Raw genomic sequence first — 25743 nt, 5'->3', positions numbered from 1 at the left:
TTATTGACGAGCCTTGATGGGTCCGCAGGGTTGTGTTTCGCCCCGCTGCGCATATCTCCTGAGCAACGCTCACCAACGGAGACTGCGGAATGACCAGCCAGACATTGCCGATCGAACTCTATTACTGGCCGACGCCCAATGGCTGGAAGATTTCGATCATGCTGGAGGAACTGGGCGTTCCTTACACCGTCAAATACATCAACATCGGCAAGGGTGAGCAGTTCGAGCCGTCATTCCTCAAGATCGCGCCCAACAACCGCATGCCGGCGATCATCGACCCGGAAGGGCCGACCGCTGACGGCAAATGGGGCGGCGCGCCGATCTCGATCTTCGAATCCGGGGCGATCCTGCAATATCTCGGCCGCAAGTTCGGCAAGCTCTATCCCTCGGACGAGCGCGGCCGCGCCGAAGTCGATCAGTGGCTGTTCTGGCAGGTTGGCGGCCTCGGCCCGATGGCCGGCCAGGCCCATCACTTCCGGCAATATGCGCCGGAGAAGATCGCCTATGGCATCGATCGCTACACCAATGAGGTCAACCGGCTCTATGGCGTGATGAACAAGCGCCTCGCCGATCGCGAATTCCTTGCCGGCGACTATTCGATCGCCGACATCGCCTCGCTCGGCTGGGTCAAGCCTTACAAGAATCAGGGCCAGGAGCTCGAGGACTTCCCGCATCTCAAGCGCTGGTTCGACACGTTGCTGGCTCGTCCGGCAGTGAGCCGTGGCCTCGCCGTCGGTGAAGACCACCGCCGCAACCTCGCCGACGACAAGGAAGCCCAGAAGGTGTTGTTCGGCCAGCGTGCCAGGGCCTGAACGCGCAGACAGCGAAAAAACGAATGGGGGAGGCAGCGCCCGCCGGCACTGCCTCCCCCTGATACTGACGACTATTTCCTGGTCGCCTTACAGCTTCTTCCAGTTCTGCGTCTTGCAGATCAGGCCGCCGAGCACACAGCCGCTCATCTTGAGCGTCGAGCCGGCGACCGAGGCCTTGCCGGTATAGGTCTTGTCATTGGCCGGGTCGGTGATCTTGCCGGCATAGGTGCCGCCATTGGCATTGAAGGTGCCGATCTTCTTGCCGGCGTGCTTGCCGTCCTTCAGCGTGATGCAGAAGCCGCCGCCGCAGGGCGTGATCGCGGCAGTCGATCCGGCTTCCGTCTTCCAGTTGCCTTCGATCGGATCGGCATAGGCCGCACCCGCCATCATCAGGGTGGCCGCGATGGCCAGGCTCATCTTGCGAAGCATTGAAGTCCTCCCGGTTGAATTGTCGCCCACAGGCACTCTCCCTGCCTGACGTTTACGCAAACGTAAGCGTAATGCAGCCGTCGGCAAAACGAAAGTGGTGCCGCTGGGTAAGTTTTGAGCCTTTTTGAGACCGCCGAAAAGCGCCATCCGGGTGCCGAAGTTCATCCCTGGCTATCGATCAATGTGCCGCGTGGTTATCAAAGACTTATCCGGCGACTGGAGAATTTTCATCGCATTTTCTGCAAATTCCAGCTGCCGCAAGGACTCCTATCCTTAATGAATTCCGAGCTTTACCCTTTGTTTTCAGTTTGTTTTCTTCGAGTTAAGCAAGCCATTTAACGGCGGATTCAAGGCTCCCCGGCATTCTCGGAAGCATCGAAAGGGCAGCTCCGGAACACCACCGGGCCGGCTCTCAGGAGACAGGCAGGGGATAAGAAAATGGCACGTTTCGAAATCTTTGACGCTGGCTTCGGCGCGATGGGAACCACCGCTCAGGCCGACATTCTTCTCGAACTCGGCATGATGTATGCGACCGGCCGCGACTGCGAGGTCGACGTGGTTGCCGCCCACAAATGGTTCAACATCGCCGCGATCAAGGGTTCGGCCCGGGCGGCCGCCCTGCGCTCGGAGCTCTCCGGCACGATGTCCAAGCTCGACATCGTCAAGGCGCTGCGCGAAGCGCGCGAATGGATGACGATGCACTGATCAAGCTTCTTCGGGGGAAGAGCCGGGGCGCCGGGATGGCAGCCCCCAATTCCAAGAGCGCACTGCTTGAAGGACGAGCAAGATGTGCCAGGGACATGACCTCCAGCATGTCTCATCACCAGCTGGACCGAGTTAGACAGGGCAGGCGAATGTCCGACGGGCCGAAGATGCTCGCGGCGCTCTCCACGAAAAAGGCCGTGACCGATCACATAAGATCGGCGCGGCCTTTTTGTTTTGGCCCCATGGCGTGGCAGCATCGTTCGGCCACCGCATTGCCCGCCGCCCCGTTTGCAGGCACAACATCCTGACGCCGATGCGCCAAGACAAGTCCCGGTTGCGATGACAGCTTTCGGCGATTGCACGCATGACGCGATCCGGGGAAACCGGAGCGTCCCAGGGAGGGTAACAATGCATTTGAAACGTACATTTGGCGCGGCACTGGTCGGCCTGTCGCTCAGCGCCGGCGCTGCCTACGCGCAGGATATCGGCATTGCCGTAGCCGGCCCGATGACCGGCCAGCTCGCCAATATCGGCGACCAGTTCAAGCAAGGTGCGGAAGCCGCCGTCAAGGCGATCAACGAAAAGGGGGGCGTTCTCGGGCGCCAGCTCAAGCTGTCGATCGAAGACGACGTCTGCGATCCCAAGCAGGCGGTTTCGGTCGCCAACCGCATCGTTGCCAACGGCATCAAGTTCATCGACGGCCACGCCTGCTCGGGCTCGAGCATCCCGGCCTCCGCCGTCTATGCCGAGAGCGGCGCGCTGATGATGTCGCCGGCATCCTCGAACCCGGTCTTGACCGACGACGCCGCCAAAAAGGGCTGGCCGACGATCATGCGTCTCTACACGCGTGACGACGCCCAGGGCGCCTTCATCGGCCCGTGGATCGCAGAGACGTACAAGGGCAAGAACGTCGTCGTGCTGCACGACAAGAGCGCCTACGGCCAGGGTGTCGCCGACGCCGTCAAGGCGACGATGAATGCCGGTGGCCTGACCGAAGTTCTCTACGAAGGCATCAATGCCGGCGAGAAGGATTATTCGGCGCTGGTCACCAAGCTCAAGGAGCTCAAGGCCGACGTCGTCTATTTCGGCGGCTACCACCCAGAGGCCGGCCTCATCCTGCGCCAGTCGGCCGAGCAGAACTTCAAGTATCAGCTGATCATGCCCGACTCGATCGCTTCGCCCGAGTTCTGGCAGATCGCCGGCCCGGCCGGCGAGGGCACGCTGTTCGTGTTCCCCTCCGACCCGCAGGCCAAGCCCGAGGCCAAGGAAGCTGTCGAGAAGATCAAGGCCGGCGGTTTCGTGCCGGAAGGCTTTACCCTGTTCTCCTACGCCACCATCCAGGCTTTCGCGCAGGGCATCGAGCGTGCCGGCACGGATGATCCGATGAAGGTCGCCGAGGCGCTCAAGGACGGCAAGCCGATCAGCACCGTCGTCGGCGATGTCGTCTTCGACGAGAAGGGCGATCTCAAGAACGCCAGCTATGACATCAACCAGTGGCACGACGGCAAATACGCGCCGATCAAGCAGTAAGCCGTCTGGACGCATTCAATGGCCGGGCACGTCCCGGCCATGTGGCAGTAAGCCACAGAGATGCATTCAATGGCCGGGCACGTCCCGGCCATTGTCGTTTTCACGCGCTTGGCGCAAAATGAGATTTTCGCACTTGGACGCCGAAATCAGGCCGTTCTGGCCGGCGCAAGCCGTGTGCGTCGCATTCAGGAGGAACCGACCATGAGCCTTCGCATCAATGACACTGCCCCGGATTTCAAGGCCGACACGACGGAAGGCGCGATCAGCTTCCACGACTGGATCGGTGACGGCTATGCCGTGCTGTTTTCGCACCCCAAGGATTTTACGCCCGTCTGCACCACCGAACTCGGCTACATGGCTGGGCTGAAGGCCGACTTTGCCAAGCGCAATGCCAAGATCATCGGCATTTCGGTCGATCCGGTCGAGAACCACCACAAATGGAAGGCCGACATCGAGACGCTCTCCGGCAACAAGGTCGACTATCCGATGATCGGTGACCCGACGCTTGCCATTGCCAAGCTTTTCGACATGCTGCCGGCGACGGCCGGCGACAGCTCGGAAGGCCGCACCCCGGCAGACAATGCCACGGTGCGTTCGGTGTTTGTCATCGGCCCCGACAAGAAGGTCAAGCTGACCCTGACCTATCCGATGTCGACCGGCCGCAACTTCGACGAGATCCTGCGCGCGCTGGATTCGATCCAGCTGACCGCCAAATACCAGGTGGCAACGCCGGTGCAGTGGAAGCAGGGCGACGATGTCATCGTCACCGCAGCCGTCTCCGACGAGGACGCGATCAAGCGCTTCGGCTCGTTCGAGCGCGTCCTGCCCTATCTCAGGAAGACCAAGCAGCCGACCGCCGGCTGATCCGGCATAGCTGTCGCACGCAGGGCCGCGCCGTCTGGCGCGGCTTTTGCGTTTCAGCTCATGCCGACATAACGGCCGGGGCGATGGTTGATGGCGATGATCAGGTTGAGCACCGCGGCACCCAGCACCGAGAGTGCGACCTTGTCGAGCTCAAGGTAAAACAGCGACACGACAAGGATGACGAGGTCGACCGCGAGCTGGAAATAGCCGGCGCGGATGCCATGATTGTCCTGCAGGTACAAGGCCAGGATGTTGAAGCCGCCGAGCCCGGCGCGATGGCGGAACAGCACCAGTAGGCCCATGCCCATCAGGCCGCCGCCCGCTATCGCTGCATAGAGCGGGTTGAGGTGGCCGATGCCGATCCAGTCGGGCACTAGCCGCGACAGCAGCGAAATCAGCGCCACGGCGGCAAAGGTGCGCAGCGCGAACGGCCAGCCCATGCGCTTCACGGCGAGATAATAGAACGGCAGGTTGATGACGAAGAAGATGGCGCCGAAGCCGTAGCCGGTGGCGTATTGGACAAGCAGCGCCAGTCCGGCCGAACTGCCGGTGATCAGCCCGGCATTGGTGTAGAGCACCAGCCCGAGCGCCACCATCATGGTACCGGTGAGCAGTGCCAGCACGTCCTCGTACTGGCGATGCGGGAGGGCATCACTGTTGCTGATATTGGTCACTGCGCGTGCCTGTCCATGTTTGCTGCATCGCAGCAATACGGCACCAGCCCGGAATCCGATACAGATTTTCGGGCTGGTCTGGCATGCGCAAACAGCAAGGCTCGCGTAAGAGCCGGGAAAACTGTGCGGCGGTTTTCCCGGGAATTGCGCAAAAACAAGAATATGGAGCGCTTCCGCGATTCGAAGAAAAGCGGAGACTGACTACTCCTCGAAGCGCACCAGCACCGTTCCGTCGGTCACCTGCGCGCCCTCGGCGGCGATCTCGCTGATCACCCCGTCATGGGTGGCGGTGATGGTGTGCTCCATCTTCATCGCCTCCAGCACCAGCAGCGGCTGGCCCTTTGCCACCTTGTCGCCCTTTGTCGCGCGAACGAGCTTGACCAGGCCCGGCATCGGCGCGCGCATGCTCGACGTGCCTTCGCCGATTTCGGCAGCGCGTGCGAACGGATCGCTGATGGCGAAGTCGAAGGAGCGGCCAGCTTCGAACACCGTGACATGGCCGGGCCACGCCGCGACCGTCGCACCCGCATCGCCCGCGCCCGCGCTTAGCACGAAGGCCTCGCCGCTCTCCGGCCTGACCTGGAAACGCCCGTCCGGCCGCGCCGTGATGTGGGCGACAATGCCCGTGCCGCCGAACGACAAAGTCGCCCGCCGCGCCAGCGGGTTGAAATGGGCATAGCCGGTGAGGCTGGACCACGGATCGTCAGAGGCAGCAGATGCCATGGCTCCGGTGGCAGCCAGTGCGGCAAGCGCCACGGCCCGGCTGCTCGGCGGCGCGGTCACCGTCAGCTCGTCCTGCTTGCGCCCGATCAGACCGGTGTCGACATCTCCTGAGGCGAAGTCGGGGTCACGGGCAAGGGCAGCCAGGAACGCCGCATTTGTCGTCGAGCCCGCCACTTCGGTGCGGGTGACTGCGTCGGCGAGTGCTGCGAGCGCGGTTGTGCGATCAGGCCCGTGCGTCACCACCTTGGCGATCATCGGATCGTAGAAGGGCGAGATCGCATCGCCCTGGCGCACGCCGGTCTCGATGCGGAGTTCGGTGCCCGCCGCGGCTTCCCCGGGGAAGCTGAGATGATGCAGCGTGCCGATCGCCGGCAGGAAACCCTTGGCGGGATCCTCGGCATAGAGCCGTGCCTCGAAGGCATGGCCTGATAGCGTGATGTCCTCCTGCGCCAGCGGTATCGGCTCGCCCGAGGCGACCCGAAGCTGCCATTCGACAAGGTCGACGCCCGATATCATCTCGGACACCGGGTGCTCGACCTGCAGCCGCGTGTTCATTTCCATGAACCAGAAGCGATCCGGCTTCAGCCCGTCCGAGGCATCGACGATGAACTCGATGGTGCCGGCGCCGGAATACTGGATCGCCTTGGCGGCCTTGACGGCGGCATCGGTCATCGCCGCGCGCAATTCGGCGGTCATGCCGGGGGCAGGGGCTTCCTCGATCACCTTCTGGTGGCGGCGTTGCGCCGAGCAGTCGCGTTCGAACAGATGCACGGCATTTCCGAAATTGTCGCCGAACACCTGCACTTCGATGTGGCGCGGCTTGTCGACATATTTCTCGACCAGCACGCGGTCGTCGCCGAAGGCGGCCTTGGCCTCGCGCCGCGCACCCGACAGCGCATCGGCGAAATCGTCGGGGTGGTCGACACGGCGCATGCCCTTGCCGCCGCCGCCGGCACGCGCCTTGATCAGTACGGGATAGCCGATCTCACGCGCCTTGCTGGCGAGGATGACGATCTCCTGCGCCTCGCCGTGATAGCCCGGAACGACCGGCACGCCGGCCTTTTCCATCAGCCGCTTGGCCGCGTCCTTGAGCCCCATGGCGCGGATCGAATCTGCCGAAGGCCCGATGAAGACGAGGCCTGCCTGCGTCACCTGGTCGACGAAACCGGGGTTTTCGGACAGGAAGCCGTAACCGGGATGGATCGCCTCGGCGCCGGTCGCCTTGGCCGCCGCGATGATGACGTCGCCGCGCAGGTAGCTTTCGGCGACAGGCGAGCCGCCGATATGCACGGCCTCGTCGGCCATGGCGACATGCAGAGCGCGCGCATCGGCGTCGGAATAGACGGCAACCGTCTTGACGCCCATCCTGCGGGCGGTGCGGATGACGCGGCAGGCGATCTCGCCGCGATTGGCGATGAGGATTTTCGAAAACATTCCTTGATCCCCCATCACATCCTGAACACGCCGAACTTGGTGTCTGGCACAGGCGCGTTGAGCGCGGCCGACAGGCTGAGCGCCAGCACCTCGCGCGTTTTGGCCGGGTCGATGATGCCGTCGTCCCACAGCCTGGCTGAGGAATAGAGCGGGTGTCCCTCGCGCTCGTATTTCTCGAGGATCGGCGCGCGGAACTCGGCCTCTTCTTCCTTGCTCCAGTTGCCGCCCTTGCGCTCGATGCCTTCGCGCTTGACCATGGCAAGCACTGTCGCTGCCTGCTCGCCGCCCATCACCGAGATGCGCGCGTTCGGCCACATCCACAGGAAACGTGGCGAGTAGGCGCGGCCGCACATGCCGTAATTGCCGGCGCCGAACGAACCGCCGATGATGATGGTGACCTTCGGCACCTGGGCGGTCGCCACCGCCGTCACCAGCTTGGCGCCGTCCTTGGCAATGCCGCCGGCCTCGTATTTGGCGCCGACCATGAAGCCGGTGATGTTCTGCAGAAAGACAAGCGGGATCTTGCGCTGGCAGCACAGCTCGATGAAATGTGCGCCCTTCAGCGCGCTCTCCGAAAACAGCACGCCATTGTTGGCGATGATGCCGACCGGCATGCCGTGGACATGGGCAAAGCCCGTCACCAGTGTGGTGCCGTAGTTCTGCTTGAACTCGTCGAATTCGGAGCCGTCGACGACGCGCGCGATCACCTCGCGCACGTCATAGGGCTGGCGCAGGTCGGCCGGGATGACGCCATAGACCTCTTCCGGCGCATGAACGGGCGGAATCGATGTCTTCAGGACCAGCCCGATGTCCTTCTTCCGATTCAGGTTTTTGACGATGCGCCGGACGATCGCCAAAGCGTGTTCGTCGTCGACGGCATAGTGGTCGGCGACACCCGACACCCGCGTGTGCAGGTCGGCGCCGCCCAGTTCTTCTGCGCTGACATCTTCGCCCGTCGCCGCCTTGACCAGCGGCGGGCCGGCGAGAAAGATGGTCGCCTGGTTGCGCACCATGACGGTCTCGTCGGACATCGCCGGCACATAGGCGCCGCCCGCCGTGCACGAGCCCATGACGCAGGCGATCTGCGGAATGCCCGCCGCCGACATGTTGGCCTGGTTGAAGAAGATGCGGCCGAAATGATCGCGGTCGGGAAACACCTCGTCCTGGTTGGGCAGGTTGGCGCCGCCGGAATCGACGAGATAGATGCAGGGCAGATTGTTCTGCAGCGCGATCTCCTGCGCCCTCAGATGCTTCTTCACCGTCATCGGATAATAGGTGCCGCCCTTCACCGTGGCGTCGTTGACCACCACCATCACCTCGGTGCCCTCGACGCGGCCGATGCCGGCGATCACGCCGGCCGAGGCGATGTCGCCGCCATAGAGGCCGAATGCGGCGAACTGGCCGACCTCGAGGAAGGGCGAGCCGGCGTCGAGCAGTTGCGCCAACCTTTCACGCGGCAACAGCTTGCCGCGCGACACATGCCGCTTGCGCGCATCCTCCGAACCGCCGCGCTCCACCGTCGCAGCTTTCTCGCTGATGTCGGCCACCAGCGTTCGCAGGCGCGCCGCATTGGCCTTGAAGCTTTCGGAGGAGGGGGAGAGCTGGGAATGAAGCGTCGGCATTTTTCCTCTTGGAGTGATACCCATGCGATGCAGCGCGCAAGAGCGCGAAGCAGTCATGGTGGGTGGCGAATCTAACGCACTAGCCTCGTAATTTCGGCGAAGTCCAGACGTCGGTTTGTTGCTGTCGAGCCATCTCCGCTCTCGATCGCCTCTCAGCGAATGACCTCTATCTTGCAGCCGACATCCAGGTCGGCCCATTTCCTGTCGGCGGTGACGGCCGTTCGTTCCGTCAGTATCGCCAGCGCCAGGCAGGCGCGGTCACCCAGCGACAAGCCCTTGTGGCGCGTCGATGCGCGCAGGTGCCCGGCGACCAGCGCCAGGTGTTGGTCGAACGACACCACATCGAGACTCAAGTTCTCGTACTGCTGGCGTACGTCAACTTCGTCGTAGCCCTTGTCGGTCAGCTTCGAGATGACCTCCGTGACATTGACGGCGCAGATCACGCTCTTGTCGACGAGCGCATGGACCCGGTCGGCTCCGGGCTCCTGCAACATCGCCGCCAGCACGGCCGAGGCGTCGAGCACGATCACTCTTCACCCCACATCGCGCGGCGTTCGGCCAGGAACTCGTCGACAACGCTTTCTCCCGGCTTCTTGTACTTGGCCATCTCTTGCTGCACACGGGTGAGGGCCATCTGGTGCGAGATCAGCCTCAGCTCTCCGTTCTCGACATGGGCGACGAGATCGTCGCCGGGCTTGATGCCCATTTCCTCACGCATGGCGGCGGGGATGACGACGCGGCCGCCGTCGCCCACGCGCAAGCGCTCGAACTTCGGCGGCTTGCGCAGCAACTCGGCCCGGATCCTGGAGTTGTATGGCTTCTGCGGCTCCTCGGCGAAGCCTTTGGGCGTCTCTGGCTCAGTCATGGCGCAAACCCCGATCTGTGGCAGAAAGAGAGATTGTGCCATGAATGACCATTTGCGGCAAACAGGCTGCCAGGCAGTTGCGGAAACCTCTGATTGTTTTGGCTTGATATCGATCCGGATTGCGTGTAATTGCCCGCTCCCGATTGGACGAGCCGCTGGCTCGTCCGCATGCTCCGCAACCCGTCCTCTTGGAGACGACCGATGAGACGCATCGACATGCGCCTGACATTCCGTCTCCCTTCGGCAAAAGGCTGAGGCCGCCGAAGGGCGGCACTTTCACAGCTTGAATTCACCGAAGTTGCAGGGGAGCGCGCCGCCGTCGAGGCCGCGCGGTTGTCATCATGTATGTGCGTTTCGTTACGCCGCTCATCCACCCGAACAGCCGGGTGGAGGCCGGCTTCTTCCGCGCGTCCTGGTATCTCTACAGGAATGGCTGCCCGGACTGGATCCTGGCCGAATTGCGTGAGCAGTTCGACTGGTTCAACGAGCATTTGCCGATACCCGGCAGGATCGGTCGCCACTTCAAGCGGCGTAACTCGATCTGGGGCATCTGCTGGTTCGACCCGCACGCCGCCGAGGCGATCAGCCGTGCGCGCTACTGCGCCTGGCTGATCGGAGAGGGCGGTCTGCCCGTGCGCACGATCAAGACGGCCGGTCAGCGCGAGGTCATCTGGCGCGACGCCCATCAGATCGTGTCGAAGCCGACGGCCGATCTGCCAAGGGCTTTCCAGTGACCGGGCGGGAGGCTTCATCAGCCTTCCGCCATGATCTCGCGGCCGATCAGCCAGCGCCTGATCTCGCTGGTGCCGGCGCCGATCTCGTAGAGCTTGGCGTCGCGCAGCAGCCGGCCGGTGGGATAGTCGTTGATGTAGCCGTTGCCGCCGAGCAGCTGCAGCGCATCGAGCGCCATCAAGGTTGCCTTCTCCGCCGCAAACAGCACGCAGCCGGCGGCGTCCTTGCGGGTCGTCTGGCCGCGGTCGCAGGCAGCGGCCACGGCATAGACATAGGCGCGCGCGGCATTCATCGTCGAATACATGTCGGCAAGCTTGCCCTGCACGAGCTGGAACTCGCCGATCGGCTGGCCGAACTGCTTGCGGTCGTGCACGTAAGGCACGGCGACATCCAGACACGCCGCCATGATGCCGATCGGCCCGCCGGCCAGCACCACGCGCTCATAGTCGAGGCCTGACATCAGCACTTCGACGCCTCGGCCTTCCTCGTGCAGCACGTTCTCGAACGGCACCTCGACATTTTCGAACACCAGCTCGCCGGTGTTGGAGCCGCGCATGCCGAGCTTGTCGAGCTTCTGCGCCACCGAAAAGCCCTTCATCGTCTTCTCGATGATGAAGGCGGTGATGCCGCGCGATTTGCGCTCGGGATCGGTCTTGGCATAGACCACCAGCGTGTCGGCGTCGGGCCCGTTGGTGATCCACATCTTGGAGCCGTTGAGCACATAGACGTCGTTGCGCTTCTCGGCCCTGAGGCGCAGCGACACGACGTCGGAGCCGGAGCCGCTTTCAGACATGGCGAGCGCGCCGACATTCTCGCCCGAGCACAATTTGGGCAGATATTTCGCCTTCTGCTCCGGCGTGCCCCAGCGCTTGATCTGGTTGACGCAGAGGTTCGAATGCGCGCCATAGGACAGGCCGACCGAGGCCGAGGCGCGGGAGAGTTCCTCGACCGCCACGACATGGGCGACATAGCCCATTTCCGAGCCGCCATATTCGCCCTCGGCAGTGATGCCGAGCAGGCCGAGCGCACCCAGCTCCTGCCACAGATGGGCGGGAAATTCATTGCTGCGGTCGATGTCGGCGGCGATGGGGGCAATGCGCTCCTGGGCGAAGCGCCGGACCATCTCGCGCAGGCTGTCTATGTCCTCACCGAGCCCGAAGTTCAGCGTCTTGTCGTACATGGCGGTCCTCCGCATTGGTCCTGGCGCCGGTCAGGCGCATCGTCATGGCAAGATAGGTCGCGGTGACTTCGTCGACCGACAGTCTCTCATCGGGACGAAACCAGACGATGACGCCCGTGATCATCTGGATGATCGCCATCGCCGTCAGGCCGGTGTCGTCGACCTCAAGCAGGCCGGCATCCGCCCCGTCGCGCAGGATGGTCCTGAGCTCCTTCTCGTAAGCCGTGCGGAGCTTGAGGATGCTGGTCAGATTCTCGCGCGAAAGGCTGCGCAGCTCCATGTTGGAGACATGGGTGGCGTGCCGGCGCTCGACATGGAAACGGATGTGGTTGGCGACGAAGCTGGTCAGCCGCGCCAGCGGATCGTCATTGTCGGGACGCGCCGCCTCCCAGGCGCCGAGCAGCGCCTCCATATGCTCACGCATCAGCGTGTGGAGCAGGTCTTCCTTGGTCGGGAAATAGCGGTAGAGCGCGGCCGCCTGGACGCCGACCTCGGCCGCCAGCTGGCGCATCGTCACCGCCTCATAGCCGTGGCGCGCGATCAGCTGCACCGCTGCCTCGCGGATCGCCGCTTCCGTCCTGCCGCCGTCCGAACCCGCAGTTCGCGCCATCCAGCCATTCCTCCCGAATGGCTGGATTAATAAAACGAACGTTTAATTAATTCAAGGGGTACGAAACGCCGTCTGTGGATGACGGCCGGCGTCAGTCGCTGCGGAAGGCGCGGCTGGCCTGGTCGGTCAAAGGCTTGAACAGATAGGACAGCACCGTGCGGTCGGTGGTCTTGAGGAACACCTCGGCCGGCATGCCTGGCTTGAGTTCCGGCGAGCCCGCCTGTTCCAGGCTCTTGGCCGACAGGGCGATACGCACGGCATAATAGGACAGCCCGGCCTTCTGGTCCTCGATCATGTCGGGTGACACCCGGTCGACGGTGCCGTCCACTTCAGGTGTGGTCTGCTGGTTGAAGGCCGACAGCCTGAGCGTCGCCGGTTGGCCGATGCGCACCTGGTCGATATCCTGTGGCGCAACGCGCGCCTCGACCACCAGCGCATCCGCCGTCGGCACGATCTGCATGATCGCTTCGCCCGGCGTGACCACGCCGCCGACGGTGTGGATCGCCAGCTGGTGGACCCGGCCGGCCTGCGGCGCGCGGATGTCGATCTGCTTCAGCGACTGCTCGGCGGCGACCTGCCGTTCCCTGAGTTCGCCGGCCTTGGCGTCGATCTCGCGCAGCTCGCCGGCCACCTGGCTGCGCATGTCCTGGTCGATCTGGATGATGGCGAGCTCGGTCTCGCTGATCCGTCCGCGCGTCTGCGCCGCCGCCGCCGTCAGCTGGCCGTCCTCGCCGTCAAGCTGCGCCTGGGCCCGCTGCCGGTCGGCCAGCCGCGAGATCGGCACCAGCTTCTTCTTCCACAGCTCTTCCATGCCCGCGAGCTCGACCTTGATCAGGGCGATCTCCTGCTTCTTGCTTTTCTGCTGGGCCTCGACGCCGGAAATCTCCTCGCGGAACTGGGCGATGCGTTCGCGCAATTGCGACACCTGCCCGTCGCGGGCCTGCCGCCTCAGCGCAAAAAGCTTGTTCTCGCCCTCGATCAGTTGCGCGATCGCCGGATCGGCGGCGCGGGCCGTGAGTTCGGCCGGATAGGCGACCGCCTCGGTTCCGTCGCGCTCGGCGATCAGCCGGGCGCGTCGCGCCATCAGCTCGTCCAGGCCGTTGTCGACGATGGCGAGATTGGCCTTGGCGACGGTGTCGTCGAGCCGCACCAGCACCTCGCCGGCCGACACCATGCTGCCATTGTGCACGTTGAGCGCGCCGACGACGCCGCCCTGCGGATGCTGGACCGCCTTGACGTTGGAATCGACGACAAGGTGACCCGCCGCCACCACCGCGCCCGACAGGCTGCTTGTTGCCGCCCACAGGCCGAGGCCGCCGACAAGCGCCAGCGCGGCGAAGCCGCCCAGGCGGACGTTGCGCCTGATGTCCTTGCGGAGCCGCTGCTGTTGCGGAGTGGCGCCGGCAACCGGCATCGCGCCCTTGTCGAGCAGGGCGAGCATTTGCGTCTTTGCCGAGGTCGCAAGATCTCTCGCTGCCTTCAGCCGGTCTGCCGAAAAATGGTTGGTCACCAGTGTCATGGTCAGCCCGCCGTTCCCACCGCATGCAGCGGCACCGGCACCGGTTGCAGTGCCTGCCTTGCAATCTCGCTCTTCAGGCCGAAGGCCTGCTGCTTGCCGCCGCCGAGGACCAGCAGATGGTCGAGTGCCGCCAGCGCGCTCGGCCGGTGCGCCACCACGATGACGATGCCGCCGCGCGCCTTGATGCGCTCGATGGCCTGCGTCAGCGCCTGGTCGCCCGATGCGTCGAGATTGGAATTGGGTTCGTCGAGCACTACCAGGAACGGATCGCGGTAGAGCGCGCGGGCCAGCGCCACGCGCTGGCGCTGGCCGGCGGACAGGGCAGCACCGCTCTCGCCGATCTCGGTCTGGTAGCCCTCGGGCAGACGCAGGATCATGTCGTGCACACCCGCAGCCTTCGCCGCCGCGATGATCGTCTCGGAAGGAGCGCTATCCTCGAAACGCGAAATGTTCTGGCCGACGGTTCCGGCAAACAGTTCGACATCCTGCGGCAGGTAGCCGACATGGCGGCCGAGCGCCAGCGCCGGCCACTGCTCCAGCGCCGCACCATCGAGCCGCACCTTGCCACGCATCAGCGGCCAGACGCCGACCAGCGCGCGCGCCAGCGAGGATTTTCCGGAGCCGCTGGGGCCGATGACGCCCATGCCGGCTCCCGCCCGAAGCGAGAATTCGACGTCCTGCAGCACAAATCGCCGATCGCCGGGCGCGACCACGCTGATGCCCTCGACAGTGAGTTCGTCTGTCGGCGCCGGCAGCTCCATGCCGCCTTCCGACGCCGGCATTGCTGCGAACAATGCGTCGAGCCGGTGCCAGCTCTGGCGTGCGTTGAGAAAGCCTTTCCAATGCGCGATGGCGAGTTCGATCGGCGCCAATGCGCGCGACGTCAGGATCGAGCTGGCAATGATGATGCCGGGCGTCGCCTGCTGGTAGATGACGAGATAGGCGCCGAGCGCCAGCACCATCGACTGCAGCATCATGCGCAGGATGCGCGACACGGCACCAAAGCCGCTGGTCAGGTCGCTGGCGCGTTCCTGCGCCTCGCGGAAGTCGCCATTCGCCTTAGCCCAGCGCTGCGCCAGCCGGTCGCCCATGCCCATCGCGGCCAGCACCTCGGCATTGCGGGCGCCGGCCTGGGCGATCGCGCTGCGCCGTGTGCTGAAGCCCGACATCGCCTTGGTCGGCCCGCGCACCAGGCGGTCGGTCAGGACGGTGAGCGCGACAAGCAGCACAGCACCGGCAAGTGCGGCAACGCCGATCCAGGGATGGAATAGAAAACAGATGCCGACATAGATCGGGATCCACGGCAGGTCGAACAAGGCTGCCGGTCCCGCGCCGGAGAGAAAACCGCTGACCTGATCGAGGTCGCGCAGCGCCTGCAGGCCTTCGCCGCGGTCGCGCGTGCGCAGCGGCAGCCTGACGATGCAGTTGAACACGCGGCCGCTGATGATTTCGTCGATGCCGGCGCCGATCCGCGTCAGCACCCGTGCCCTGACGGCTTCGAGCACGCCCTGGAAGGCATAGAGCACGGCCACCAGGATGATCAGCGCGACAAGCGTCGGCACGCTGCGGCTCGGCAGCACCCGGTCATAGACCTGCAGCATGAACAGCGAGCCCGACAGCATCAGGATGTTGATCAGGCCGCTGAAGCCGGCAACGGCGACGAAGGCGCCCTTGAACGAATGCAGCGCCTTGAAAAGCTCTGACGTGCGGTTCAGGTCAGTGGACGGGTGAGACAGGGTCATTCCCCTTGATGGCGGTCAATTGATTGACTGCAATACGGCGGGCCTCGCCGAACGAAGCCCGCCTTTTTGGAATCGCCAGAAAATCAGGCGACGACGTCGGCATTCTGATGGCTCGAATGGGCGGCCATCTGCGCCAGGATCTTGGCGACCGCCGCCTGGGCTGCGTCGCCCGCATCTGCCACCGCGTGACCATCCGCCGGCAGATGGGCCTGCAGCGTCGCGACAACGTGGTCGATGGCCTGCTGCACATGGCCGCCATCGACGATGTCGTTGACATGATCGGCATTCACATGTGCTGCCACCTTCGAGCTGAAGTTGAAGTGGTCGCCATCGAACGCCACCGTCTTCTTGGCAGAAGTCTCAGTGGAGCCGGCCACCTCGCGTACGCCACGCGTACCCGGGTCGCTACGCGTACCCTGGTCCTGGCCGAAATGGTCCATCTTCTTGAAGAAGTCGGCGAGCCAGTTGTTCGCAAGGTTTGCGCCGGTATTGTCGCCGCCGGTATCGGTGGTGTCGGCGACGTCGACCGTCTTGGTCGGCGTCGTCGGTGCTGTTGCGCCGGCATCGTCGACCGAAGCGGTGGCTGCCAGCGTGCCCGACTTCATCACCGGGTCGATCAGGTCCTTCTTGACGTTCTTGGTGCCGATCGTGACCGTCTGCGTCGAGGTCGCGATGTTGGCGCCAGTGAAGGTCACCGTGTAAGTGCCGGGCTTCAGCACCAGGTCGTAGCCGCCTGCCGCCGAGGTCGTGGTCTTGAAGGTCTGGCCGGCGGCGTTCTTGGCTGTCACGGTGATCGCGCCAAGCCCTTCGCCGGGATCGTAGAAGCGGTCGCCGTCCTTGTCGTCGAAGGTCACGCCGGTCAGGAACAGGTCGGAACCGGTCTTGCCGAAATCTTCGGTCACGAAGGCGGATGAACGGCCCTTGTAGTCACCGACCTCGAAGCCGAGGCCGACCTCGCGGAAGTTCGGGTTGAGAATGTTCGCCCGATGTCCGGAGGAGTTCATCAGGTTGGTGTGAAGCAGCTTCACTTCGTCGACATAGCCGGTCGGCGCGCGGGTCGTGGCCCAGGCGATGTTCTCGCCCGTCGCCCAGGAGCCGCTGAGCGTGTAGCCGGCCGCCTTCATGCGTGTCGTCGGCGACGAGCCGCCGGAGCCTGTGTGTGAAAAGACATCTGCCGAGAGCATCCACTTGTCGTGGTTTTCGGCGGCTTCGCTTAGGTCGTTGTCGAATGCCAGAGGCTGGGCGCCGACTTTGGCGCGCTCCGCGTTGATGAGCTCGAGCAAATACTGCTCGTTGGCGCTGTGCTGAGGCATAGGGTCTCCCCGGTTTGGTTCTTGATTGCTGATGAACCCCCAAATGTCCCGTCCGTCCCACGTCCGGCCTAGGCAGGAAGTGTGTTGATGATGCGGCGCTGAAATGAATAAATTAGGATATACGCATATATCTTCGCGCGAGACGACAGGGCGCGGATGCGCCGTCTATCGACGGTTGAAAATCCCGTGTCGTGATCAGCCGCGGGCGGCAGCGATCGCCTTGGACAGTTCTTCGGCGAAGATGTCGAGCTCGTGGTCGAGCCCGACGCTCACCCGGATGCAGCGGTCGAGCGCCGGCGCCATCGGTTTGCGGATGAAGACGTCGCGGGCAAGCATGTTGCGCATCACGGCAAGCGCGAAGGCAGCATCGCCGCCGCAGTCGATGGTGACGAAGTTTGTCGCCGAGGGCAGGGGCTTCAGCCCGTTGTCCGCAGCGATTCCAGCGATCCGCTTGCGTCCGGCGTCGACCTTGGCGACCACCTGGGCAAGATAGGCCTGATCCGCGAGCGCTTCCTCGCCTGCGATCTGCGCCATGCGGCTGACGCCGTAGTGGTTGCGCACCTTTTCAAAGTTCGCGATCACCTCGGCATCGCCAAAGGCATAACCGCAGCGGATGCCGGCAAGCCCATAGGCTTTGGAGAAGGTGCGCATGCGCACGACATTGAGGCGCGCAATGTCGACCGGCGGCAGCGCCGAGGCTGGCGCCGTCTCGCCATAGGCTTCGTCGAGCACCAGCATCGTCGTCTCGGGCAAGGCCTCGGCAAAGCGAAGAATCTCCTCCGCTTCCCACCAGCTGCCCATCGGATTGTCCGGGTTGGACAGATAGACGACAGGCGCATTCTCGCGCTTCACCGCGTCGAGCAGGCCCTGGAGATCTTCCTTGTCGTCGCGGAACGGCACCGGCACCAGGCGCGCGCCGACGCTGGCGACGTGGAAATTGAAGGTCGGATAGGCGCCGAGCGAGGTCACCACTGGTGTACCCTCGCGGGCATACATGCGCACGACGAGGTTGAGCAGGCCGTCGATGCCTTCGCCAACAACGACATTGTCGACGCCGAGCCCGAGATGGCGCGCCAGTGCGACCTTGAGATCGTAATTATCCGGATCGCAGTATTTCCACATCTCAGCCGCGGCCTCGGCCATCCGTGCGATCACGCGCGGAGAAGGTCCGAAACCGCTCTCATTGGCACCGATTCGGGCGCGAAACGGCGTGCCGCGATCGCGCTCCTGCGCCTCCGGCCCGACAAACGGCACGGTAACGGGCAGGGCGTCGATGACGGGGGTGAGGGCAGGGCGGTTGGTCATGGCAGCATACTCGATGGCGTCATCCGGCCCTGGCCGGGCGCGGCAATCTCTGGATGTTTTGCCTATACGACAAAAGCAGCCGGGCAGGGATATGATTTGTGAGCCTATTTGCGCGCCAGCGACCGGCTTCACGCCACCGCGACGTGGCGATCCGGCAAAGTCCGAGCGGTCGTGACGGCGTGACGACGAGCAAGCCCGCGAGCCATTGCAACGTGTTGCTGCCGGCGCGCGCGCAGATGCGGCCCGAATCCGGGCGCATCATGCGAATCATTTGCCGGCATCAGTGCCGCTCCAGCACCACCACGCAGCGGTCGAGATCGTTTGTCGCGAGATGGGCGTAACGCATCGTCATCGACAGCGTCTGGTGACCGAGCCACATCTGCACGCGGCGGATGTCGATGCCGCCCTGGACCAGGCGCGAGGCGCAGGTGTGGCGCAGGATATGCGGCACCACCTGATCGTCGGCGCCGAGACCCACTTCCGCCTTGGCCTCGTTCCAGATTGCCCGGAACTGCGGCTGCGTCAGCATGGCGAACGGTCCTTTCGGACGCGGCCCACGATCAGCCGGCCATTTGGCCGTTTCTCTGGCGCGTGCGGTCAGGGGAATCGTCCGGCTGCGCCCGGATTTGGTGATCCAGAAGCTGACGCGTGTGTCCTGGATGTCGTTCCAGATCAGTCCGATCGCCTCGCCGAGGCGGCAACCGGTATCGACCAGGAAAACGGAAAGCCGGTAGGCGTCTTCACTCTTGGCCCGGATGGCAGCAAACAGCCTGTCCTCTTCCTCGAGCTCGAGAAAACGGATTCGTCCCGCCCGCTCCTTCTGGCGGCGGAACTCGGGCAGGCTGTGGACATCTCCCATCTTGTAGGCCTTGCGCAGCAGTTTGCTCAAAGCGGCCATCTTCCGATTGATGGTCGCGTTGCTGTTACCGCGTTGGCGCAGGGAGCCTATCAGGCCGTCGAGTGTCTCCTGGGAAAATGCGCTGAAGCGCTCGCCTAGAAGAATCTCGTCGATCTCGCCGATGAAGGAGCTGACGTTGTATTTGTGCTTGCCGTCGTCCCAGAGAATGTCTTTGTAAGAATTAAAAAGGTCTATGACCCTGAATGACTTTACTTCTTTAATTGTATTGAAATTGTAAGTTACCTTGCAATCAGTCATCAGGGCGGCTGAAATGTGGCCGCTCACAATATCGTCCTTTGAAGTTGCTTTTTTCATAAGTCCTCGGCAACTCCCCCGCGCGCAAAGTTACGCACTCGGGCCGCCAAGGCAAGGGGACTAATGGATCAAGCTTCGGGCTGTTGAACGGGCAGGGGCAGATCGACCCGGGCTCGGCTTCAATAGCCTGACAGCGTCGTGCTTCTCCCTTTCGGTTCGATGTCCCAGCCGCTTTCCGCTGGTAGAAAAACGGCCCGGGTCTAAACCCGGGCCGCTTATGCTTAAGACGTCAGTCGATTAGAACGATGCGTCGAGACGGAGGAAGCCGTTGAACGAGCCGTCCGTGAAGCTGTCGCCGTCGTCGTAGTTGACTGCGAGCTTGGCGTTCAGGTTCTCGACGATCTTGTAGTCGATGACCGCGCCGATCGACCAGTCGTCGTTGCCGACTTCGGTCGTGGTGTTGGTGAGGAAGTTGCCGAAGTGGCTGTCAGCGAAGTACTGACCACCGGCGCCGACGGTCAGGCGATCGTTGACGGCATACTTCAGGTAACCGCCGACCGACCATTCGTAGCCGGCATAGAAGTCAGCCAGACCGAACCAGGTGGCGCCCGACTCATAAGCTGCGAGCAGCTCGAGCGTCAGAGCATCGGTTGCCTTGATCTTGGCGACACCCTTCAGAGCGAACTCCGAGAAGCGGTCGTCATAAGCGGCGAACAGGTCGACCGAACCCCAGCCCTGGGCAACCGAAACCTTGCCGACGACGAGCGGGACGTAGTCGAAGTTGTTGTCTTCTTCTTCGAGAGCCACCGACACTGCGATGCCGTTGCCGGCGTCGAAGGTGTAGCGGATCGAGTTGATGAAGTCGCCGCCGCCGGCGTCGAATTCACCCGACAGGGCGCCGTCGAACAGGGTGTCGTTACGACCGATCATCAGGCCGCCGAGTTCGAAGAAGGCATAACGAATCCAGGAGCCCTGGGTGTCTGACCACTCGGACGAGCCATCGGTCGTGTCAACGACGTATTCCTGGCCGTTGTGCTGGAAGTGCAGCTCGATGAAGCGGCGGAACGTGCCGTATTCGGTTTCCGAACGAGCATCCAGGTTCACGCGCGCAGCAGCGGTCTTGCGCCAACCTTCATCCTGGTCGTCCCAGTCGATCTGGTAGCGAACGAGGCCGCCGATCTTGAGGCAGGTCTCGGTGCCGGGGATGTAGTAGAAGCCCGCGCCGTAAACGTCGCAGATGCGGACGTATTCCATGGGTTCCGGCTCAGCGACGACGACAGCGTCGGCCGCACGAGCGCCGGAGACTGCGAGCAGAGCCGCAGCGGAGCCGAGAAGAAGGCTCTTAATGTTCATTTTCTGACCTCCAGTCAGAATCGCGGCTGGAGATCGAGGAATTCAGGCGGAAAGCCATGAAAATCCGGCTTCACCGCGCGCAATGGCGCCGCAAGCGATTGAAATAGCTGAAGGTTCTGAGATCTGAAAGGGAAGGTAGCCTGAGGCTGGCGGAGAGGATGGGATTCGAACCCACGAGAAGCTTTTGACCTCTACTCCCTTAGCAGGGGAGCGCCTTCGACCACTCGGCCACCTCTCCGTTGCGCCGCTGGATAAAGAAAAGGCGCGGCACAATCAATAAGCCATTCTACATATCGGCATGAAAAAGCACCGCCTGGCGAGCTCGGCGTACGAATCGTCCGCTTAGCCGGGCTCCCGAAGAATCGGATCACCCACGATTCTGCGGAAAGAGTCCTCGATCAGGATCTGTGCCAGGCGCAAAAGCTGCGCTGGAATGGCTCCATTTCTTAATGACTTCTTTATGGGGGGTATCAAATCGTGTCATTTGTGCAACATGCCCCGGCGATCCAGCGTTGCGGGAGGCTTGCGGGCCGTGTTGGCTGTTGAACCGCGAACGCTCATGGGTAATGTCGGGGTCGAAGAGGGAGCGCGGTGCGCATCTTTTTCAAACGGGGATGGGGCAGGGAACGCTGTCCTTCAGCAAAAAATACCCAGACCCTCTTTTGAAACTTTTGACTGGAGGTCAGAAAATGAACATTAAGAGCCTTCTTCTCGGCTCCGCTGCGGCTCTGTTCGCAGTCTCCGGCGCTCGTGCGGCCGACGCTGTCGTCGTCGCTGAGCCGGAACCCATGGAATATGTCCGCATCTGCGACGTTTACGGCGCGGGCTTCTACTACATCCCCGGCACCGAGACCTGCCTTAAGGTCGGCGGCCTCGTTCGTTACCAGATCGACTGGGACGACAACGATGATGGCTGGCGCAAGACGGCTGCTGCTCGTCTGAACCTCGACGCGCGTTCGGAGACCGAATACGGCACGTTCCGTCGTTTCATCGAGCTGCACTTCCAGAACCAGTCGGCATACGATGATACGGCTGTGTGGATTCGCTACGCCTACTTCGAACTCGGCGGCCTGATGATCGGTCGTAACGACACCCTGTGGGATGGCGCGCTTTCGGGCGAGTTCGACAGCGGCGGCGGCGACTTCATCAACTCGATTCGCTACACCTTCGACGCCGGCAACGGCATCGCAGCGTCGGTGGCACTCGAAGAGGCCGACTACGACTACGACTACACCCCGAACGTCGCCGGCAAGCTGTCGATCGCCCAGGGTTGGGGTTCGGTCGACCTGTTCGCCGCTTACGATGCGACCGCTGAAGAGTACGGCCTGAAGGCCGTCGCCAAGTTCAAGGCAACCGACGCTCTGACCCTGGAAGCTCTGGCAACCTACAACTCCGGCCCCAGCTTCTACAGCTTCGGCTACGAGTGGTCGGTCGGCGGTTACGCCAAGTACACCGTCAATGACCGTCTGAGCATTGGTGCTGGTGGTCAGTTCTTCGGCGACGACTTCGTCAACAGCCAGGACGACTGGGCTATCGGCGCTGTGGTCGACTACAAGGTCGTCGAGAACCTGAACGCCAAGCTCGCCGTCAACTACGACGATGGCGACAACTATGCAGACGGCTCGTTCTCGGGCTTCCTGCGTCTCGACGCTTCGTTCTAATCAGCTCACAAGGCTGATTCAGGGAAAACCCGGCGGGCAACCGCCGGGTTTTTTCGTTTTGTCGCGGTGGTCGGGTGACGCATCACAGCGTGCAGGGCGAACCGTTGCCAGTTTGCTCCAACCATGCCTGTTCGTTGTGTGCTCTATGGCAAGTCGACAATCTGGCGGCGAAGCCAGCCCGATATTCGGTCGGCCCCGCCGCCGATCAGGCTTTCACAGCCTTCGCCTCTGCTTGTCGCAGAAAGGCGGCGATTGTCGCCGGCAGGTTTCCCGTCTCCAGCAACGGTGCGTGGCCTTGTCCGTCGACGGTGACCGCTTCAAGGCGCGGATGGCGTCGGCCCATTTCATCAATGGTTTCTGCCGTCAGCAGCCGCGAGTTGGCGCCGCGGATGGCAAGCACCGGCACGGATGCAAGCGCCTCGAACTGCGGCCAGAGATCGGGCAGCGGCTGGCTGAGGTCCATCACCAGCACGGTGTTGAGCAAGGCAGGGTCGTAATCGGCGACGGGCACACCCGCCTCGTTGCGATAGATGGCGTGGACGAAGCGGTGCCAGTCGGTATCAGACAGCGCCGGAAACGCCTCGCCATGGACCGCCTTCTGAATCTGGACGGCATCGGAAAAATCAACGGGGCGAGGGGCGTTTTCCAGATAGGACCTGATATGGGCAAGACCTGCCGTCTCGATCACCGGGCCGATGTCGTTGAGCACGACCGCCTTGATCAGGGCAGGGCGCATCATCGCCAGCACATGGATGATCAGCCCGCCGCGCGACGTCCCGACGAAGGCTGCTTCAGTGACGCCAAGGGCGTCGAGGCCGGCGATGACATCGGTCGCTTCCATGCCGACATTATAGTTCTGCCAGTTCGGGTCATAGGCCGACCGTCCCCGGCCGCGATAGTCGAAGCATATGATTCGGCGAGGGTTTTCGACGTCGTTGGCAAGATGCAGTGCCAGCTCGTGAAAGTCCCTGGCGTTGCGGGTCAGGCCAGGCAGGCAGACGACCGGGCGGTTGCCGCGGCGAGCGGGATCTTCGTGACCAGCCTCGGCGCCATAAAGTCGCGCGTGCAGCCTGAGCCCGTCCTGCGAGGTGTAGAACAAGTCCGCAAAGCCTTGCGCATCGGTCATCAGGCTGCCTCTCCGCTCCCGACACGACCTCGTGTCGGCCCGACCTAGCTAACGAAGCCATGGGGCGCGGTCAAACCCGCCGCCGATCTGCGGGGGCGACGCCGCAATGTGGCTGGATGCACCGAGACCTGCCTGGGCAAGCCTAGCGGCCATTCACCAGGTCGCCATTGATGTCGTAGCTGCCCGACAGCCGCATCTTGTAGACCTGATAGTTCTCCATCACGCGCTGGACGTAGCTGCGCGTCTCCGCATAGGGGATGCGCTCGATCCAGTCGACGACGGTGTCGACATCCTTGCCACGAGGATCGCCATATCTTGATATCCACTGGTCGGCACGGCGCGGGCCGGCATTGTAACCGGCGAAGGTCAGCACATAGGAGCCGTTGAAGCGGCCGAGCTGCTCGCCGAGGAAGCTCGCGCCCAATGTGGCGTTGTAGCCGGCATCCGACGTCAGGCGCTCCTGCGAAAACGCCATGCCGGCTTTCTTCGCCAGATCCCTTGCTGTACCCGGCATCAGCTGCAGCAGGCCGCGCGCGCCGGCGCTCGAGACGGCCGAGACCTTGAACTCGCTTTCCTGGCGCGCGATCGCATAGGCGAGCGCCTTGCCGGAGCCCGAAATGTTGGCCGAGCCGGGGATGACCCCGATCGGATGCGACAGGGCGCCGACGTCGAGCCCGCGCTGGGCCGCGATCTTGCCGACGCGCAGCGCCAGATAATGGTTGTCCTGCTTCTCGGCCATGACGGCGAGCAGCGCGAGTTCGCCTGGGCTGTTCAACTGCGAGGCGAGGTCGCGATAAAGCATCTCGGCGTAAGCGGCATAACCCGCGCCCTCGAGCCGGGTGATCGCGCTGACCGCCTCACGCTGCGCAAAGGCCTGGCGGTCGGCCGAAGTCGGCGCAGGATAAACGACATTGAGCGCCTTGCGGCCGATGCGTTCGGCGGCAAGCTGGCCGTAGAAGCTGGTGCCATAGGTTGCGGCGCGGGCGAAATAGTCCTTGGCATTGCCGGGACCGCCGGCTTCGGCGCTGCGGCCGAGCCAATAATAGGCCCGCGACAGCGAGATCGGGCTGCCGGCGATCTTGGCGATGCGCTCGAAATGGCCTGATGCCAGCTTGGCGTCGTTGAGGCCGCGCAGCGCATACCAGCCGGCGTGGAATTCGGCGTCGGCGGCATTCGTCGCGTTTTCGGCCGAATGGGCCGCGGCAATCCGGTAGGCGGTCTTGACGTCGCCCTCGTCGAGCAGTTCGCGCGACAGCACGCGGCGTTCCACCCACCATGTGTCGGGGTCGATCAGGCTGGCGCGATCCCTGGGCGCCTTCAGCATGACGGCTGCGGCTTCGGTGAACTTCTCCTGCTTGCGCAAGAGGCGCGCCTTGGCAAAGACATAGCCGGCCGAACGCTGGCTTGCGGGCACCGCATCGAGCAGCGCTTGTGCCTTCTTGTCGCCCTTGATGACGGCAGCCCAGGCGTCGGCCAGCGGCTTTGCCCCGGCTAGCTCGGCGACACGCGCGGCGGAATTGACCCGGTCGGCATAGAGCATGCGCTCCATGCGGATGCGATGGTCGGCGGCGGGGATCAGGTTGCCGAAATCCTTGAGGATCGCCACCTCATATTTGGCATCCAGTTTTTCGGTGCGCCAAAAGGGCTGGAGTACCGCAAGTGCCGCCTTGGCATTTCCGAGCTCCTTGTGGGCGCGGGCGAGCAAAAGCGCACCTTCGATGGTTTGCGGTTCGCTGCCGGCAAAGGCCGAAACCACGATATTGGGCCCAGGCGTTTCGCGCGCCATGGCGCGCTCGCTGTTGCGGCGCAATGTGGCAAGGCCCGGCCAGCCCGGCAGGGCCTGGGCCGCCGCCGCGATATCGGCACTCGGCACTTGGTCGCCGCCATTGATGGCGATCGCCCACATCAATATGTGGCGGTCGAGCGCTGTCGCGGGCAGGGCGTCGCGCACCGCGCGCGCCTGCGCCAGATCGCCGCTCGACAGCGCGTCGAGCCCGCTCTTGAGCTGGTCGATGGTGCCGAAGGCGGCACGGGCGGCGTCACCCTTGCCGATGCTGGCGAAGGGGATGGCCGAGGTTGCCTGCGGGTCGAGCGCCGAACTGCCGGCGGGGACGGGCGCCAGGGCGATGAAGGCGCTCAACAGCGCGATATGATGCGGCCTGGCAGCCGGAATGATCCTGGTCATTCCTTATCCTTGCGGGTGACGATCGGGAGCAGGGCTTTCGAGCCTAGGTTCATGTGGTGAAGAGCGGGTTAATGAAAGGTTAGCGCGGTCGTTCGATTCGGTCGGATATGGGGTGCGGCCACACTTGCCGCAAATTGGTGTCGAGACTATGGTGCCCGGCCCTGCTTTCGGCTAGAAAGCCGGCGGCATTGAAAAGGCTGTGAAAC

Annotated in this window: 22 protein-coding genes and 1 tRNA gene; 6 read left to right on the top strand and 17 right to left on the bottom strand. The window is 63.5% G+C overall.

Annotated elements, in window-relative coordinates; all coding sequences use genetic code 11:
• Positions 1–89 precede the first annotated feature (89 nt).
• The gene (locus tag H5P29_RS24185; protein WP_067964275.1) at positions 90–812 is read left to right on the top strand and encodes a glutathione S-transferase family protein; all 723 of its coding nucleotides are present in this window, start codon (positions 90–92) and stop codon (positions 810–812) included.
• A gap of 87 nt (positions 813–899) precedes the next feature.
• Here H5P29_RS24185 and H5P29_RS24180 read toward each other — a convergent pair whose 3' ends face one another.
• Positions 900–1241, bottom strand: a complete 342-nt coding sequence (locus tag H5P29_RS24180) for a DUF2147 domain-containing protein (protein WP_067964273.1) — start codon at positions 1239–1241, stop codon at positions 900–902.
• 438 nt (positions 1242–1679) lie between these two features.
• Here H5P29_RS24180 and H5P29_RS24175 point away from each other — a divergent pair, with 438 nt between their 5' ends.
• From H5P29_RS24175 to H5P29_RS24165, 3 genes are all read left to right on the top strand, one after another.
• A complete protein-coding gene (locus H5P29_RS24175; RefSeq protein WP_067964272.1) occupies positions 1680–1946 on the top strand; it encodes a sel1 repeat family protein in 267 nt (88 codons plus the stop codon).
• A gap of 408 nt (positions 1947–2354) precedes the next feature.
• Positions 2355–3476: an ABC transporter substrate-binding protein gene (locus tag H5P29_RS24170; RefSeq protein ID WP_067964270.1), complete on the top strand. Its 1122-nt coding sequence runs from the start codon at positions 2355–2357 to the stop codon at positions 3474–3476.
• Positions 3477–3677: 201 nt separating this feature from the next.
• On the top strand, positions 3678–4340 hold the full coding sequence (locus H5P29_RS24165) for a peroxiredoxin (protein WP_067966898.1): 663 nt from the start codon (positions 3678–3680) through the stop codon (positions 4338–4340).
• A 53-nt stretch (positions 4341–4393) separates the two neighbouring features.
• Here the strand turns inward: H5P29_RS24165 and H5P29_RS24160 are convergent, their stop codons facing one another.
• From H5P29_RS24160 to H5P29_RS24140, 5 genes are all read right to left on the bottom strand, one after another.
• Positions 4394–5014, bottom strand: coding sequence for a YitT family protein (locus H5P29_RS24160; protein ID WP_182575500.1), 621 nt, complete (start codon positions 5012–5014; stop codon positions 4394–4396).
• Positions 5015–5215: 201 nt separating this feature from the next.
• A complete protein-coding gene (locus H5P29_RS24155) occupies positions 5216–7171 on the bottom strand; it encodes an acetyl/propionyl/methylcrotonyl-CoA carboxylase subunit alpha (protein ID WP_154385010.1) in 1956 nt (651 codons plus the stop codon).
• 14 nt (positions 7172–7185) lie between these two features.
• On the bottom strand, positions 7186–8793 hold the full coding sequence (locus tag H5P29_RS24150) for a carboxyl transferase domain-containing protein (protein ID WP_154385011.1): 1608 nt from the start codon (positions 8791–8793) through the stop codon (positions 7186–7188).
• Positions 8794–8945: 152 nt separating this feature from the next.
• On the bottom strand, positions 8946–9323 hold the full coding sequence (locus H5P29_RS24145; RefSeq protein WP_246786995.1) for a type II toxin-antitoxin system VapC family toxin: 378 nt from the start codon (positions 9321–9323) through the stop codon (positions 8946–8948).
• A complete protein-coding gene (locus tag H5P29_RS24140) occupies positions 9320–9658 on the bottom strand; it encodes an AbrB/MazE/SpoVT family DNA-binding domain-containing protein (RefSeq protein ID WP_067964264.1) in 339 nt (112 codons plus the stop codon). The genes H5P29_RS24145 and H5P29_RS24140 overlap by 4 nt, the downstream gene beginning before the upstream one ends.
• Positions 9659–9999: 341 nt before the next feature.
• Here H5P29_RS24140 and H5P29_RS24135 point away from each other — a divergent pair, with 341 nt between their 5' ends.
• Complete coding sequence (locus H5P29_RS24135) at positions 10000–10392, top strand: hypothetical protein (protein ID WP_067964261.1); 393 nt, start codon at positions 10000–10002, stop codon at positions 10390–10392.
• A gap of 17 nt (positions 10393–10409) precedes the next feature.
• On the opposite strand, the gene H5P29_RS24130 is transcribed toward H5P29_RS24135, so the two are convergent.
• From H5P29_RS24130 to H5P29_RS24090, 9 genes are all read right to left on the bottom strand, one after another.
• On the bottom strand, positions 10410–11570 hold the full coding sequence (locus H5P29_RS24130) for an isovaleryl-CoA dehydrogenase (protein ID WP_067964260.1): 1161 nt from the start codon (positions 11568–11570) through the stop codon (positions 10410–10412).
• Complete coding sequence (locus H5P29_RS24125; RefSeq protein WP_067964258.1) at positions 11536–12180, bottom strand: TetR/AcrR family transcriptional regulator; 645 nt, start codon at positions 12178–12180, stop codon at positions 11536–11538. Before H5P29_RS24125 ends, H5P29_RS24130 begins: the two co-directional genes overlap by 35 nt.
• 91 nt (positions 12181–12271) lie before the next feature.
• Positions 12272–13699 (bottom strand): HlyD family type I secretion periplasmic adaptor subunit, encoded by a 1428-nt coding sequence (locus tag H5P29_RS24120; RefSeq protein ID WP_083948642.1) that lies wholly within the window; start codon positions 13697–13699, stop codon positions 12272–12274.
• A gap of 2 nt (positions 13700–13701) precedes the next feature.
• Positions 13702–15441, bottom strand: a complete 1740-nt coding sequence (locus H5P29_RS24115) for a type I secretion system permease/ATPase (RefSeq protein ID WP_067964256.1) — start codon at positions 15439–15441, stop codon at positions 13702–13704.
• A gap of 83 nt (positions 15442–15524) precedes the next feature.
• Positions 15525–16754, bottom strand: coding sequence for a CAP domain-containing protein (locus H5P29_RS24110; protein ID WP_067964254.1), 1230 nt, complete (start codon positions 16752–16754; stop codon positions 15525–15527).
• 195 nt (positions 16755–16949) lie between these two features.
• Positions 16950–18059 carry a pyridoxal phosphate-dependent aminotransferase gene (locus H5P29_RS24105; RefSeq protein WP_067964252.1) on the bottom strand — a complete coding sequence of 370 codons (1110 nt, stop codon included), beginning with the start codon at positions 18057–18059 and terminating at the stop codon, positions 16950–16952.
• A gap of 280 nt (positions 18060–18339) precedes the next feature.
• Positions 18340–19215: a site-specific integrase gene (locus H5P29_RS24100; protein ID WP_067966886.1), complete on the bottom strand. Its 876-nt coding sequence runs from the start codon at positions 19213–19215 to the stop codon at positions 18340–18342.
• 294 nt (positions 19216–19509) lie between these two features.
• Entirely contained in the window at positions 19510–20565 is a 1056-nt protein-coding gene (locus H5P29_RS24095; RefSeq protein ID WP_067964251.1) for a porin, read from the bottom strand.
• A gap of 147 nt (positions 20566–20712) precedes the next feature.
• Positions 20713–20803 (bottom strand) — tRNA-Ser (locus tag H5P29_RS24090).
• Between the two features lie 451 nt (positions 20804–21254).
• On the opposite strand from H5P29_RS24090, the gene H5P29_RS24085 reads away from it, so the two are divergent.
• Positions 21255–22226, top strand: coding sequence for a porin (locus H5P29_RS24085; RefSeq protein ID WP_067964249.1), 972 nt, complete (start codon positions 21255–21257; stop codon positions 22224–22226).
• Between the two features lie 205 nt (positions 22227–22431).
• Here the strand turns inward: H5P29_RS24085 and H5P29_RS24080 are convergent, their stop codons facing one another.
• Together H5P29_RS24080 and H5P29_RS24075 are read right to left on the bottom strand one after the other, a co-directional pair.
• The gene (locus H5P29_RS24080) at positions 22432–23352 is read right to left on the bottom strand and encodes an alpha/beta fold hydrolase (protein WP_067964247.1); all 921 of its coding nucleotides are present in this window, start codon (positions 23350–23352) and stop codon (positions 22432–22434) included.
• Positions 23353–23494: 142 nt separating this feature from the next.
• Positions 23495–25537, bottom strand: coding sequence for a lytic transglycosylase domain-containing protein (locus H5P29_RS24075; RefSeq protein WP_154385012.1), 2043 nt, complete (start codon positions 25535–25537; stop codon positions 23495–23497).
• Between the last annotated feature and the right edge of the window lie 206 nt (positions 25538–25743).

The organism is Aminobacter sp. MDW-2, assembly GCF_014250155.1.
In the GTDB taxonomy this organism is placed as follows: domain Bacteria; phylum Pseudomonadota; class Alphaproteobacteria; order Rhizobiales; family Rhizobiaceae; genus Aminobacter; species Aminobacter ciceronei.
The sequence above is the reverse complement of the archived record's forward strand: the minus strand, read 5'-3'. Positions and strand labels throughout refer to the sequence as shown.

Excerpts from the sequence above, each read along its gene's own strand:
- H5P29_RS24085 (WP_067964249.1), top strand. The coding sequence starts at position 21,255 with ATGAACATTAAGAGCCTTCTTCTCGGCTCCGCTGCGGCTCTGTTCGCA.
- H5P29_RS24170 (WP_067964270.1), top strand. The coding sequence starts at position 2,355 with ATGCATTTGAAACGTACATTTGGCGCGGCACTGGTCGGCCTGTCGCTC.
- H5P29_RS24135 (WP_067964261.1), top strand. The coding sequence starts at position 10,000 with ATGTATGTGCGTTTCGTTACGCCGCTCATCCACCCGAACAGCCGGGTG.
- H5P29_RS24165 (WP_067966898.1), top strand. The coding sequence starts at position 3,678 with ATGAGCCTTCGCATCAATGACACTGCCCCGGATTTCAAGGCCGACACG.
- H5P29_RS24125 (WP_067964258.1), bottom strand. The coding sequence starts at position 12,180 with ATGGCGCGAACTGCGGGTTCGGACGGCGGCAGGACGGAAGCGGCGATC.
- H5P29_RS24115 (WP_067964256.1), bottom strand. The coding sequence starts at position 15,441 with ATGACCCTGTCTCACCCGTCCACTGACCTGAACCGCACGTCAGAGCTT.
- H5P29_RS24185 (WP_067964275.1), top strand. The coding sequence starts at position 90 with ATGACCAGCCAGACATTGCCGATCGAACTCTATTACTGGCCGACGCCC.
- H5P29_RS24130 (WP_067964260.1), bottom strand. The coding sequence starts at position 11,570 with ATGTACGACAAGACGCTGAACTTCGGGCTCGGTGAGGACATAGACAGC.
- H5P29_RS24095 (WP_067964251.1), bottom strand. The coding sequence starts at position 20,565 with ATGAACATTAAGAGCCTTCTTCTCGGCTCCGCTGCGGCTCTGCTCGCA.
- H5P29_RS24140 (WP_067964264.1), bottom strand. The coding sequence starts at position 9,658 with ATGACTGAGCCAGAGACGCCCAAAGGCTTCGCCGAGGAGCCGCAGAAG.
- H5P29_RS24075 (WP_154385012.1), bottom strand. The coding sequence starts at position 25,537 with ATGACCAGGATCATTCCGGCTGCCAGGCCGCATCATATCGCGCTGTTG.
- H5P29_RS24100 (WP_067966886.1), bottom strand. The coding sequence starts at position 19,215 with ATGACTGATTGCAAGGTAACTTACAATTTCAATACAATTAAAGAAGTA.
- H5P29_RS24180 (WP_067964273.1), bottom strand. The coding sequence starts at position 1,241 with ATGCTTCGCAAGATGAGCCTGGCCATCGCGGCCACCCTGATGATGGCG.
- H5P29_RS24120 (WP_083948642.1), bottom strand. The coding sequence starts at position 13,699 with ATGACACTGGTGACCAACCATTTTTCGGCAGACCGGCTGAAGGCAGCG.
- H5P29_RS24110 (WP_067964254.1), bottom strand. The coding sequence starts at position 16,754 with ATGCCTCAGCACAGCGCCAACGAGCAGTATTTGCTCGAGCTCATCAAC.
- H5P29_RS24105 (WP_067964252.1), bottom strand. The coding sequence starts at position 18,059 with ATGACCAACCGCCCTGCCCTCACCCCCGTCATCGACGCCCTGCCCGTT.
- H5P29_RS24150 (WP_154385011.1), bottom strand. The coding sequence starts at position 8,793 with ATGCCGACGCTTCATTCCCAGCTCTCCCCCTCCTCCGAAAGCTTCAAG.
- H5P29_RS24155 (WP_154385010.1), bottom strand. The coding sequence starts at position 7,171 with ATGTTTTCGAAAATCCTCATCGCCAATCGCGGCGAGATCGCCTGCCGC.
- H5P29_RS24080 (WP_067964247.1), bottom strand. The coding sequence starts at position 23,352 with ATGACCGATGCGCAAGGCTTTGCGGACTTGTTCTACACCTCGCAGGAC.
- H5P29_RS24175 (WP_067964272.1), top strand. The coding sequence starts at position 1,680 with ATGGCACGTTTCGAAATCTTTGACGCTGGCTTCGGCGCGATGGGAACC.